The organism is uncultured Nostoc sp., from assembly GCF_937863485.1.
Taxonomy (GTDB): Bacteria; Cyanobacteriota; Cyanobacteriia; order Cyanobacteriales; family Nostocaceae; genus Nostoc.
In genome coordinates this window covers 17,289-30,011 of the sequence record NZ_CALMFY010000218.1, presented here as the reverse complement: position 1 = coordinate 30,011, position 12,723 = coordinate 17,289, and the positions used below count along the sequence as shown (strand labels likewise).

Annotated in this window: 10 protein-coding genes; 2 read left to right on the top strand and 8 right to left on the bottom strand. The window is 39.1% G+C overall.

The genetic code is table 11. The annotated features are described in order from the left end of the window. Positions 1–51 precede the first annotated feature (51 nt). The 5 genes from Q0541_RS30075 to Q0541_RS30055 form a co-directional block, all read right to left on the bottom strand. Entirely contained in the window at positions 52–1,359 is a 1,308-nt protein-coding gene (locus Q0541_RS30075) for a CO2 hydration protein (protein WP_298919837.1), read from the bottom strand. 98 nt (positions 1,360–1,457) lie between these two features. Then, positions 1,458–2,954, bottom strand: a complete 1,497-nt coding sequence (locus Q0541_RS30070) for an NADH-quinone oxidoreductase subunit M (RefSeq protein WP_298919835.1) — start codon at positions 2,952–2,954, stop codon at positions 1,458–1,460. Between the two features lie 167 nt (positions 2,955–3,121). Further along, positions 3,122–3,835, bottom strand: coding sequence for a carbonic anhydrase (locus tag Q0541_RS30065; protein ID WP_298919833.1), 714 nt, complete (start codon positions 3,833–3,835; stop codon positions 3,122–3,124). A 51-nt stretch (positions 3,836–3,886) separates the two neighbouring features. Continuing rightward, complete coding sequence (locus Q0541_RS30060) at positions 3,887–5,764, bottom strand: NAD(P)H-quinone oxidoreductase subunit F (RefSeq protein WP_298919831.1); 1,878 nt, start codon at positions 5,762–5,764, stop codon at positions 3,887–3,889. A 348-nt stretch (positions 5,765–6,112) separates the two neighbouring features. Continuing rightward, on the bottom strand, positions 6,113–6,298 hold the full coding sequence (locus tag Q0541_RS30055; protein WP_298919829.1) for a hypothetical protein: 186 nt from the start codon (positions 6,296–6,298) through the stop codon (positions 6,113–6,115). Positions 6,299–6,904: 606 nt separating this feature from the next. Here Q0541_RS30055 and Q0541_RS30050 point away from each other — a divergent pair. Both Q0541_RS30050 and Q0541_RS30040 read left to right on the top strand, forming a co-directional pair. After that, positions 6,905–8,422: a hypothetical protein gene (locus tag Q0541_RS30050; RefSeq protein ID WP_298919827.1), complete on the top strand. Its 1,518-nt coding sequence runs from the start codon at positions 6,905–6,907 to the stop codon at positions 8,420–8,422. A gap of 365 nt (positions 8,423–8,787) precedes the next feature. Further along, positions 8,788–9,048 carry a MoaD/ThiS family protein gene (locus Q0541_RS30040; RefSeq protein WP_298919825.1) on the top strand — a complete coding sequence of 87 codons (261 nt, stop codon included), beginning with the start codon at positions 8,788–8,790 and terminating at the stop codon, positions 9,046–9,048. A 309-nt stretch (positions 9,049–9,357) separates the two neighbouring features. Here Q0541_RS30040 and Q0541_RS30035 read toward each other — a convergent pair whose 3' ends face one another. The 3 genes from Q0541_RS30035 to Q0541_RS34655 form a co-directional block, all read right to left on the bottom strand. After that, positions 9,358–10,785, bottom strand: a complete 1,428-nt coding sequence (locus Q0541_RS30035) for a hypothetical protein (protein ID WP_298919822.1) — start codon at positions 10,783–10,785, stop codon at positions 9,358–9,360. A gap of 453 nt (positions 10,786–11,238) precedes the next feature. Continuing rightward, a complete protein-coding gene (locus tag Q0541_RS30030) occupies positions 11,239–12,090 on the bottom strand; it encodes a lysophospholipid acyltransferase family protein (protein ID WP_298919820.1) in 852 nt (283 codons plus the stop codon). 47 nt (positions 12,091–12,137) lie between these two features. Next, complete coding sequence (locus Q0541_RS34655) at positions 12,138–12,695, bottom strand: MFS transporter (protein ID WP_366941944.1); 558 nt, start codon at positions 12,693–12,695, stop codon at positions 12,138–12,140. Positions 12,696–12,723 lie beyond the last annotated feature (28 nt).

The window sequence follows — 12,723 nt, the reverse complement described above, 5'->3', positions numbered from 1 at the left end:
AGAGGGATTTAGGGTGAGGGCAAAAACTACGGTTCTCAACATAGATGAGGTTTATCTATAATCTTGCTTTTGAATACTTCCCAAACGAGCAGCATCACGAATATTGTAATCGGATCGAGTAAAGCGATTTAGCTGCATCTCAAAAAAATCTCGATTAGCTTGTAAATGCTTGGGATTTTGGTCATCTAAAGGATATAAAAGTGCAGTTCGCAAGGCTTGAATTACCGCAGAAGTAACACAGTACATTGACCGTTGAAAACTAACTCCCAACTGAATCAACATATCTTCTTCACCCCGGCAATGTTGGCTGTAATAATCAACAAGATATGGGGGCAAAAAATGCAGCATGTCTTGCATTAATAATGTGGGAGGAATGCCAGCAGTACCCACTGGAAATACATCAGCGTAAAGAATGCCATAGTGAAAGTCTTTCTGGTCTTCCGGTACTTGACGCGCTTGAGCATTATAAGATTTTGTGCCTCGGAAGGGTGCGGTGCGGTAGAAAACAGCTTCTACATAAGGTAATGCTGCTTCATATAGCCACATGAAGCCCTTAGATTTGGGAACAATTTCGTAGCATTCGCCACGAATATAAACATGATGGTAAATGGGACGACCTGCGATCGCAAATATACCATTAACTAAGAAACTCATCGCCTCTGGGACGCTGCTAATGCTACCTTCGTCATAGCGATCGGACATTTCAAAGAATACTGGGGCCATGACTTCCCAGAATAAGCCCAGATTTGCGTAGTATGACATCTGGCGGCACTGCTCCAAAAACATCTCTGGAAATAGCTTGTAAAGCCCCAGCATTACGGGGTTCCCTTGGAAGTAAGCTTTAATTGCCCTATCGGCGTTGGCTTTGTATTCTTCAGAATCTAGGTAAGGGTCAAATTGTCCACCCATCCCTCTGTGCCACAACATCGCCCGCATACAAGCTTCAGCAAATTCCATATTAATGCGATCATGAAACAAGTGATGCAACAACTTCGGCATTTTGAAGGTTTCACCTTTCTCAATAAATGCCAAAAGTTCTGGATGTGCAGTTGCTTCGCCGCGCCAAATTCGTAAATCAGCATCATCACCAGCGTAATGATTATGCCGTTCTAAATACTCTTTGGGTAAGAAGTATTTAAACAAGGGAAACGGGTTTAAAAATTCTTGTTCAGCAATATAAAGTAGGTCACGCCAGTAAAAATCCATCGGCACAGCATAAGCTTTGTATAAACCGATGATTTGCATCAAATTTTCTGGGGTATCGGGTAACATTGCACCGCCTGCTTCTAGACGATGAATTACTTCAGCAAATTCATGCTTGGAAGGAGGTAATTTAGTAGGTGTTTTAATTGTTGTCATGGTAATCAAAAATGGGTAGATACGCGATTTATTGCGTCTGGGGGATAGATTTTGAGACGCGATTTATCGCCGTCTCTACAAGTGTTTTGATCTATTTACTATTTCAGCGCTACTTCAGAGATTACGGTTTTTTCCAAGGAGGGAATTGCAGCCACCATTACTGTAGTTGTGGATTCACTCCAACGCACTAACCAAGTGGGTTGTACTCCCAAAAAGATGATAAAAGCTGCCAAAATTAAAGCTGGTATTTTCTCAGACCATAGGACTTTGGGATAGTAGGCTAAATTATCGAGTCTGCCAAAACAAGTGCGGTTGAGGAGGATGACGAAATAAACTGCGGTTAAGCCACTAGCTACTACACACAAAATTGTCGAGATAGGAAAGGCAGAAAAGCTGCCTTGAAAGACGATAAATTCGGCGATAAATCCTGTTAAACCGGGAATACCAGCACTAGCCATGCCGCTTAAAACTAGTAAGGCACTAATTAGAGGTAAGCCGCGTATAGGACTCATCAAACCATTGAGTTTATCTAACTCGCGTGTACCGACTTTTGCTTCCACGACTCCCACCAAGTGGAAGAGAATCGCCAGGATGATGCCGTGGCTAAACATTTGGGCGACTGCACCAACGAGTGCTAGGGGAGTACTGGCGGCACCAGCTAGCAAGATATAGCCCATGTGACCGACGGAACTGTATGCTACCATGCGCTTGATATCTTTTTGAGCGATCGCAATTACTGCTCCATAGATAGCGCTGACTGCTGCCCAAATTGCCAGAGTCGGTGCAATAATACTCCAAGCATGGGGAAACATACCCAACCCAAATCGCAGCAGTCCATAGGTTCCCAGCTTTGCCAACACGCCACCAAGAAGAATGGCAATTGGTGCTGAAGCCTCAACGTAAGCATCGGGTAGCCAAGTATGGAAGGGAACTAAGGGAATTTTGATCCCAAAACCTAATACTATCCCTACTAGTAAAAGGATTTGCTTTGCTGTTGATAGATTTTCTGTAGAGACTGCATCAAAAGCAAAATTGGTAGAACCACTCAGCCACACCATACCCAAGAATGTTGTCAGAATCAATGCTCCCGAAACCGCAGTATAAATCAGGAATTTAATCCCAGCATAACCCCGTTTTGCCCCTCCCCAAATGGAAATTAGTAAGTAGAAGGGGATTAATTCTAGTTCGTAGAATAGGAAGAATAGCAGCAAATTCTCTGCTAGAAAAGCACCCGCAACTCCTCCACTAACTAATAAAATCATCGAGTAAAACAGCCGCGGGCGTTCAGTTTCTTTACTACTGCTGTAAATAGCAATCCACGTCAACAGGCTATTTAAGACCAACATCAATATAGAAAGCCCATCAACACCTAATTGATAACTCAAACCGAGAGTTTCATTCCAGGGCAGATATTCTTGAAATTGCATCCCCGGATTGCTGATATCAAATTTCAGCAGGATGAAAAGGTTCCAGATAAAAACTATCGCCGAAAAAATTAATGCTGTCAACCGAATGCGATGAGTAGGGATAGTTACAGGTAATATTGCTATGAGAACAGCAGCGAAAATCGGGAGCCAAATCAAAACACTTAACATGGTAATTTGGGATTTTAGGAAATTGGTAATTGTGATAAATCTCTCTGTCCCTCGTTTCCAGTCGGAGACTGGGAATACAAATTCAGAGGCTCCGCCTCCATAATTCGCGGCAGAGCCGCAATGAAGTGCATTTCCAGCCGGAGACTGGAAACGAGATTTCAAAAAAATTAGCCTACTCTACTGATTTCGCCAGTGTCTAAATCATAGTAACCACCAACTATTATCAGTTTTTCTTCATCTATTAACTTAGATAAAACTGACGATGATTTTAATTTTTTAACTTGCGCCAAAATATTTGCTTTGCAAGCATTTTCTACCTTATCTCCTGGTTGATCTTTTGAGCTTTCTACACTTGGTTTAATCGCTTCAAGCAAAGTTCCAATTTGTCCTGGTACTTGAGCACCTTTAATCGCTGCCTGTACTGCACCGCATCTCTCATGCCCGACGACCATGATGACTTTAGAACCTAATACTAAGCTGCCAAATTCTAAGCTACCAATTTGCTGTGGTGTGGCAATATTACCAGCTATCCGGCAGACAAATAAATCTCCAAGCCCTTGGTCAAAAACAATCTCTGAAGGAACGCGTGAATCTGCACAACCGAGAATAGAAGCGAAAGGTTTTTGACCTTTGGCAACTTCAACTAGACGTGAATATGTTTGGTCGGGATTACGACGTTTTCTTTTTGCAAATCTTTCATTTCCATCTAATAACTCTTGCAATGCCTTTTCGGGGGTAATATCATTTTCTGCTGAGGCTTTTTCGGGCGCAAGTAAGTTTGAGCAAAGTCCAACTGTCAATACACCTGTACCGATCGCACCTGCACCAAACTTGAATAAACTTCTTCTGGAAAGATTTATCTGCGGATGTCGTATGCTCATGTAATTATCCTCACAATATTAAACTGTTAACTTTTAGTCGGATAGCTACTGCTACTTAAGTGTCGAGATTTGAAAAACAAAATTTAAAAACTGTACTCCCCAAAATGGCCAAGTTACCCACATTCCTAAAAGACTCACTCCTAGAAGAACAGTGAAAGCATAAAATTGGGTTTGTCCAGAAGTGCTGTACTTGAGACTTTCACCACCTAATAAAGAAAACAAACCAACTAAATTAACGATGCCATCGACTACAAAGCGGTCAATCATATCGGCAAGCTGGGAAATTTTGGCAACGCTGAAAATGATGGTCATCCGATAGAGTTTGGGAGTGTAAAAGTCGTATGCTATCAAGTCTTGTAAACCTTTCCAAGGGAGGCGAATCGGTTTAGGAATATTGCCGAAATAAATTACGCCAGTGATGCCGCAACCGAAAATACTCGACCAAATTAAAAGTAGTACAACATCTCTATTTAGACTTGCCCAATCGGGTAAAAGTGATAAGTTTTGCAACACTAAAGGAAGATGTAGGTTAAAGCCAAGTAAGATTACCATCGGCAGAATCATCGGCCAGTGAACTTCAGGCGATCGCTGGGCCATTTGTCTAGCTTTACCGCCAAAAATTAAAACGAATTCTCTCGTCAAACTCACAGCTGTCAAAGCATTTACAGCTATTAATACTCCCACTAACCAAGGTTGGGTTTCCCACAACCCATCTGCTAATTCTATTAGCGCCCAAAAGCCACCCAATGGTGGAAAACCAATTAACCCCAAACTTCCAACGATAAAGGCGATTGCGGAAATTGGGCGGCGTGTCCACAGTCCACCAAGTTGGGTTACGTCTTGGGTGATGCTATTCCAGATAATTCCGCCAGTACTCATCACTAACAATGCTGCGGATATGGCATTGCTAAGGACTAACGACAGTGCTGCTTCGTCTTGCTGCACTCCCACAGCAATGAACACTAAGCCCATGTATGCACTGACAGAATAGGATTGACAGCGTTTTAGGTCAATTTGAGCGATCGCAATTAAAGAAGCACCCACGGCTGTCACCGCACCAATTCCCACCATCGCCGAGGAAACTATCGGCGACAGGCTTAACACAGGTTGGAGTTTAATCAGCACCCATGCACCACTAGCGACTACTACCGAATTCCGCAAAATTGTACTGGGAACAGGGCCTTCCATCGCTTCATCTAACCATAAATGCAGGGGAAATTGGGCACATTTACCCATCGGCCCAGCAATTAAAGCTAAACCCACCAGTGTGATTGCTGTCGGGTTGACGTTTGCAGTCGCCGCCCACTCGGCTAGTTCTGTATAATTCCAAGTTCCAGCTAAAGGCCATAATGCCAACACGCCCACCAGCAAGAATAAGTCTCCCACCCGCTTGGTTAAGAAAGCATCTCTTGCACCTGAGACTACCAACGGCTGGCTAAACCATAAGCCGACTAGCAGGTAGGTTCCTAAAGTGAGGATTTCCAGAATTATATAACTGAAGAACAAGTTATTACACAGAGCCAGGGCACATAATCCCGCTTCAAATAATCCCAACAAAGAATAGAAGCGTCCCCAACCCCAATCCATTTCCATGTAGCCGATCGCATAAGTCTGCGCCAGCAAATTCAAGCCAGTAATCACAACTAAAGCACCGACACTCACTGAGGATATTTCCAAAGCGATGGTCAGGTCTAAACCAGCCGTAGATAACCAAGGAATAAACACTTCTTGGGCTGGCTGATTCCAAGTTGCTTGTAAGGCGATCGCACTATGTACAAATGCCAAAAATGTCATCACCAAGTTTACATAACCCGCCGGTCTTGGCCCCGTTTTCCGAATGATCCCTGGCGACCAAGGCACGGCTAACAAGCCACCTATTAAGGCATAGCAAGGAACTAGCCAAACAGTCTCAAGTAGAAACTGAGCCATAAACTTACCTCTATATTGTCATCAAAAATTTGGGGTTTTGAATCAACTTGTGTTGATCCCAGTTAACCCAGGGATTGCAGATAATGCAAATTTATCTTTGCTTTATTTTGTTAGAAATAGCTTACCGTTATATTTGTCAAAATGGAATTAATTAACTAAATAAATTTTTGATAATACCTCTAATTATTTCTTATCCAATCAACTATTTGACTAATGAATAATAACTATTATTTTTTATCTATGAATTGACTGTGGTATTAATCAATAGTCATCATTAGTTTTTATTTATTGACATAAATCACAAGAGACGCAAGTCCCTTGCGTCTCTATAAGTCAGCTAAATATAATTTACACTTCGGCAATTTTGTCAATCTGCCAACAATTAGAAATAATTGCAGGCGCTTGGTCAAATTGGCTGATAGGAGCGGGTTTCATGTCCCGGTAGTCCAGGAGTTGGACTAAGATCAGGTAGGCGATCGCTAAAACGATCGAAATCACACCTGTAATAATGGCAACTAATTTTGAACGATCCATCAGTATTTCCTAAAATGCAAGTTATTGTGCAGTGTCTATATCCACATTAATACTTGAGACACACACCACATCAATATACTCGCGGTTGCTCAAAGCAACGGTTTAGACGTTCCGTTAGTGATGCATCTACTTGCTGATAAAACTTATGTGTGCAAATTAATACTAACACTACGTTTAGCCTGATTATTGCTGCTTGGTCTTTAACTTCCTGTGTCTGCTGTTTTAAAGTAAAACATAAAGTTCGGTCTTGCTCACAAGTCAGTAATATACTTAAATGAGCGGTTGTATTTAAGTCATCTCGGTAAATGCATTGGACTTATTTATATTTACATAGTTTAGTTTTTTCGTGCCTATCTACTTATTGAAGCAATATATGAATATGGAGTTTTGCTTACACTGAAAACATTTGCAAACACTAAAAGGTGTGACAGAACATAATAAAGTTAAGATTACAGTTAAGTACCAAAAGGCTCATAGCCATTTACCATTATAGTTTCTTTACAGTTTCTAAACCTTATCAATAACAAAGAAGCTACATAGTTACTGTTATCTTGTTAGGATATTAACTACTGCGGTATATTCACTTATATTTAAATTAAAAATTTCATGATTAGGATTGCTAAATTAACTAAAATTGACTTTTTAGTTGTGATTGTTATTGTCATGATTGGTCTTATACATTTACCTTTTCCATTTGATGGAGATCAAGCATTCTTTAGGCTAGGTGCTTTGGAGATGCAACAAGGAAAGGTATTGTATCGTGATTTTTGGGATATTAAGCAACCAGGGATTTTCTACTTTTATTTTTTGGCAGGAACTTTGTTTGGTTTTAATGAGATTGGCATCCATGCCTTTGAACTTATTTACATGGTGTTTTTTTCGATAATATTGCTGCTGACTCTAAAAAGCTATTTTCAGCATCAGATAATCGCAAGTCTAGTACCTTTGTTAACGGTTGGCGTTTACTATGTTGTTTCAGGTGCTTGGCATCTTACTCAAGTAGAAGCACTGGTTGGTTTTCCTTTATTCCTTTGTCTTTGGCTGACTTTTAACTCTTTTAAATATGAAGGAAAGCAAAGATTCTTCCTGCTTTCACTTGCAGGCTTCATTGGTGGAATTGTCCTCCTATTTAAATTCATATTTCTGCTTATTTTATTTTCGTTTTGGCTAACTATATTGATGTATTCTATATTAATAAAGCGACAGGGCATTCAACAAATTATTATTGAGATTTGTCTGCCAATTTTTATAGGAATTATATTTCCTCTTTTAGTTTTTGCCAGTTACTTTATCTGGCTTAATAGTTTTTCAATAGTGTATCAGACATTTTTTATAGATCCACCTCGGATTATTGCTAATACTAATTCTGCATTAGATAAAATTGATTTGATTTCAGGAATAAAATGGTTATTACAGAATTTTTACTCTTTAGTGTTACTGGCTATTGTTGCAGTATATGTATCATTGTATAAGTTTAAGAATATATTGACTTTGCTACTTGTTATTTGGTGTATTTTTGGTTTAGGTATTATTGGTATTCAATATACAGCATTGTGGGAATACCATTATTTACTCTTATTTGTACCCATAGGGATTTTAGCAACTAAAGGATTAGATATATTATGGGATTCTTTAAAACAACTAAGTTCCTCACTCCCGACAATACTACTCATATTTTTATTGTTCTTCCCCTTATCATCTATTCTGACAAAAAAGAGTATTACTCTAGTTAATAATAACTTTGCTTTAACTGAAGATACACGATTTAAATATCAGACTATCTTGAGAAAAAAATATCCATCCCTTCGTTCAGAGGCTAACTTTATCTCTCAACCAGGAAGTCTTCCTGGTGAGATTTATGTAGCTGGTGATCCATCTATTTACTACTTCTCTGGTCGGACTCAAGCAACAATACTACGTGGTTGGGCACTTGAATATTTTCTGCCTGAACAATGGCCAACACTTCTAGAGCAGTTAGATTCATCAAAGCCTCCTTATATTTTTCTTGATTATAAACCCCAGGCTATAATCAAAGAAAATTTTCCAAAAATGCTGGAATTTCTTGGGCAAAGGTACTCGATTTTACGTCAAAATAATAACGGTATTTGGTATATCATCAAATGAACTGTTTATAGTGGAACGATGGTAAATCATTGACAGCCATTTTCAAACTTGGGTTGAATACAGAGCATTGCAATGCCCCGTATTCAACTGATGGGGGCGGGTTTCATGTCGTGGGAATCTAGCATTTGAACTAGGATGAGGTAGGCGATCGCTAAAATAACCAAAATCGCACCTGTAAGAATGGCAATTATTTTTCAGCGTTCCATCAGTAGTTTCTGTAATGCAAGTTATTGTGCTGTGCCTATATCCACATTTTTCGCTGTGGACTTGTAAAATCATCTACTTAGTAATGTATAATAAAGCCCAATAGTTCAGGGTGCTTGTCAAGTATTAAACTACTTGCTGGTACTGCCAAAGCATATTGTATGTCTAAATCTGCAATCACCGTTACCGTCAAATTGTTTGCTGCTTATCAAGAAGCCTTTAGGGTTTCGGAACTTGTACTAGAATTTCCCAATAGTATGCCAGTCAAAGCAGTATGCGATCGCCTCATAGCTGAACACCCCGAACTCTCCCGATGGCGTGACATTACCCGCTTTGGGATTAATTTAATATTTGTCGAACCAGATACCCTACTACAAGATGGGGATGAAGTTGTGCTGATTCCACCAGTAAGCGGTGGCTAGCAAAACAGTTAGGAGTTATGAGTGATGAGTTAAAGATTCAAAACTTCTAACTGAACTAAGCTTGCGATGGCGATCGCACCCTTTGTTTGGCTGCAATTTTTCCTCCCGCCTAAACTTAAATAAATGCGATTTTGCTTAATAACCCAATATAACCCGCAACTTTGGTTAATATATTTTTGCCAAACTGGGATGCTCCCGTATTAACCTCAGTACCAATACCATATGCGATATAGTCAGCCCCAACTCTTGGAGACGCTACGCGAACGGGGAAGTCAAAAGTCAAAATTAATAATCCCCATAAATAATGATTCAGTTTGCCACCATTCTTTTTTGAGCTTGGATATCACGCCTAAACCAAAATATAATTAATGCTAAAGTTGGTATAACCGTTACAACATTGAAAGGTGGGAAACCTTGTATTAGATAGTAAGCAACAGTACTTGTAGTACTAAACACTACACTAGTAATCACAAATCTTTTTGAATGTATGTTTAAAGCTACGACTGCTAGTAGCACAGAGGAATACCAAGAGCAATACCAAGGAGCAGCAAACAAAAATAATATTAGGGTAATCCATCCTATATTTATACTAAGATTAGTTTCAGAATAATTTTTCTTCAAATATGGTTTCATCAAAACAACAAAATAAGCAACTAGAAATGGAAAAAATATTATAGGTTTAAATATCGAGAATATAGTCTGTTTAAAACTTAGAGAAAAATTTATAAATTTAAAATGTAGTACTTGCGTAAGCAAAGCATATAAGGAACCATTTACTTTGTTTCCAACCCCAGGATTTAAAAGGCTTTTCCAAGCCTCGACTGTATGTAAAGCTATAATATCAACTGCAAAAATTATAACTACAGAGATACAAATAGCACTAAATATGCTTTTCCACCGTTGTTGCTTAATCAAATAAACAAAAATTAGAGGCAACCAAATAATTGGTAATGTTTTAATTAAAAAACCAATCCAAACTGTAACAGTCGCAGCTATATAATTATGGTTTTTTAGGCAGATTATTAAAGTAATTAAAATTGTAGAAATTAAGACATCAATATGTGCATTTGTAACCTGCTCAAACAGCAAAATTGGGCTAACTAAATATGCAATTGTTACATTGATTTTCTGAGGAGAGTTTTTTAATTGCCGCCAGATTAAGTAAGTATTTAATATATGGAATAAAAGACATATTAATTTAAATACATAAATTCCCAAACTAGGAGTAATTGCAACGAAAGCAGCGGAAATCATAAAAAATATTTGAGATACAGGCCCATAAGTTGAAGTCTGTTTCCAGACAAGAAATGAAGACAACTTTGAGGTAAATGTGCTTGCAGGATTAATAAAAGGGTTAATTCCATTTAAGTCCATCAAACCATAATGCACATATAAATTAATATCAGTAGTTATTGGATAACTTATGAAGGCGATTAACAAAAAAAATGAACTATTTCTGAGTATTTTTATAAACGTTATATCTCTTTTTTTGTTTTTATTTCTATTTATGATTAACCAAACAATATATATAATATTTAAACCAAGGTATTCTATGCCTGTTCTTACTTTATCAAAACGGCTAGAAAAATCAGGTAAATATTTACCTGTGTGATTAGTTAAAGCTTCAATATCAAAAGAATAAGCTCTAATTGCTAATTCTCCACATAATATTAACGACAAAATTATGGCAAACCCTAACAATATTTGATTTTTTTTCGTGGAATTATAATCATTCACATTTAGCATAATTATATAAAAATTAAATTAATCAATAAAATTTTCACTTATATTATAGCAATCCGAATTGAATCGTGAGAAAATATGGAGATTAAAATTACATATTTATAGAATTTTCAGTCTTTTACTTTCTTACAAATGATTTAGGATTGCTATATCAGAATGAACGTTTATTTTTCATGAAGTTTTATATAATTAAATGCGTTTTAGTTAATAGTACTATAAAGTTACATAGTAAAACTGAACATTTTCAATGACTTCAGCCTCTATTTTTGGCGAAGGTATTGTTTATGAATCACTTTTAGGATGCAAAGTGGTGTAGTTCAATTAATTGAAAAACGCACTAAATAATTTTTGCGCTGGTCACCATTGGCAGGATAATTCTCATGCTGTCCTTACTCATCTGAAATCAAGTTAGTTAGAAGTTGTCCGTGCCAATTTTACTCAATATCTTTAGGACTTAGCAGTTAGCTTCACTAAGTTATCTAACTGCTGCTGCATCTGACTAACAACTAATTCATAACATTCATTGACATAGTGGCGATCGCTGGCTGCTTGGCGACCGTAGCGTTCAAATACAATTGGCGGACAAACCCGCGTGTACATGGGCACAGGTAATGGAATGTTGGGCAACGGGCCAATTGCTAATCCCCAAGGCAGCCCAAGATAGATCGGAAAAACTTCCGGATCAATCCCAAACAGCCAAGGCATCCCCCATTCGTGGAGTTGCTGCACAATTTTGTAGCAGTCACCCAGTATAATCAGCGTATCGTGAGCACCCCAGGAAATCATAGGCACAATTGGCACATTTTCGCGCAACGCTAACTTGATAAATCCTTGCCGCCCCGCAAAGCAGATTTTGTTACGTAAATAATGCGGTCGGAAGATATCTTGCGCTCCACCAGGATAAACTAGGACACTAGCTCCAGAGTGCAAGGCAGCGTAAGCCATTTTTGGATGAGCAATGATTGCTCCAGCCTTGGCAACTAGTTGCGCCAGTGGCGGGCTAACCTGCCAAGCGCTGGGATGCATTAAACCATAAACGGGTTGCTCTACACCAAATCGTCGGAACCAGTCGTACATCATCATTGTCATATCGGGTGCAGCGAGTCCCCCATTATGCGAACCGACAAGTAGGACTTTTTCTTGAGGTGGAATATTATCCCAGCCACTAGTTTGAACTCGGAAATAGTAGTGATATAAAAAGCCAAACAAAGGCATGAGAAATTCTATGAACTTTGGATCTCGCTCATCCAAAGACCAACCGGGTTTTTTGTTCAAGAGATGTTGCTTTTTTGATGACATTGATACATTCTAATCCCTTGCTCTCCTCTAGAGGCTGTGTGTATACCTTAGCTTTTATCGCTGTTTTGCTTCTGCTTGACTAACCAAACAGAGAGCAGAGCGAGTGCAACACCAGCCACAATAAAACAATAAATGTAGCCGAAGTTATCCACAATCCTACCAAATACCGCTGCGCCGATTCCCTGGCCGACAAACAGGTTGAAGACGAACAGCGAAACAGCAGTGCCTCGTGCTTCCGGGGAAAGCTCAGTGGCTTGGGTCTGGAGGGTGCTGTGCATCATATAAAAGCCCAATCCCATTAAAATACTCAAGGGGATAAACAGCATCCAGTTCTGGAACAATGCGATCGCTAAGAAGCTGATACACATCAAGCCTCCTCCCACTCCCATTAAACCAATTTCACCCAGTCGCCTGACTAACCATTTAACTGAGCGACTGTAAATTAGTCCACCCAATCCAAAACCACTGAGCATAAACCCGATCGCTAGATAACTTAGACTATAGCGATCGCGCAGAAATGCGCCGACGTAAGCAAATGCCCCAAATACGCAAAAGCCTTCCACAAACACTCCTATAATTACAGTCCGAGCGATCGGTTGGGTCAATAGTTGGTAATAAGGTCGAAATGTTATC

Excerpts from the sequence above, each read along its gene's own strand:
- Q0541_RS30075 (WP_298919837.1), bottom strand. The coding sequence starts at position 1,359 with ATGACAACAATTAAAACACCTACTAAATTACCTCCTTCCAAGCATGAA.
- Q0541_RS30070 (WP_298919835.1), bottom strand. The coding sequence starts at position 2,954 with ATGTTAAGTGTTTTGATTTGGCTCCCGATTTTCGCTGCTGTTCTCATA.
- Q0541_RS30065 (WP_298919833.1), bottom strand. The coding sequence starts at position 3,835 with ATGAGCATACGACATCCGCAGATAAATCTTTCCAGAAGAAGTTTATTC.
- Q0541_RS30060 (WP_298919831.1), bottom strand. The coding sequence starts at position 5,764 with ATGGCTCAGTTTCTACTTGAGACTGTTTGGCTAGTTCCTTGCTATGCC.
- Q0541_RS30055 (WP_298919829.1), bottom strand. The coding sequence starts at position 6,298 with ATGGATCGTTCAAAATTAGTTGCCATTATTACAGGTGTGATTTCGATC.
- Q0541_RS30050 (WP_298919827.1), top strand. The coding sequence starts at position 6,905 with ATGATTAGGATTGCTAAATTAACTAAAATTGACTTTTTAGTTGTGATT.
- Q0541_RS30040 (WP_298919825.1), top strand. The coding sequence starts at position 8,788 with ATGTCTAAATCTGCAATCACCGTTACCGTCAAATTGTTTGCTGCTTAT.
- Q0541_RS30030 (WP_298919820.1), bottom strand. The coding sequence starts at position 12,090 with ATGTCATCAAAAAAGCAACATCTCTTGAACAAAAAACCCGGTTGGTCT.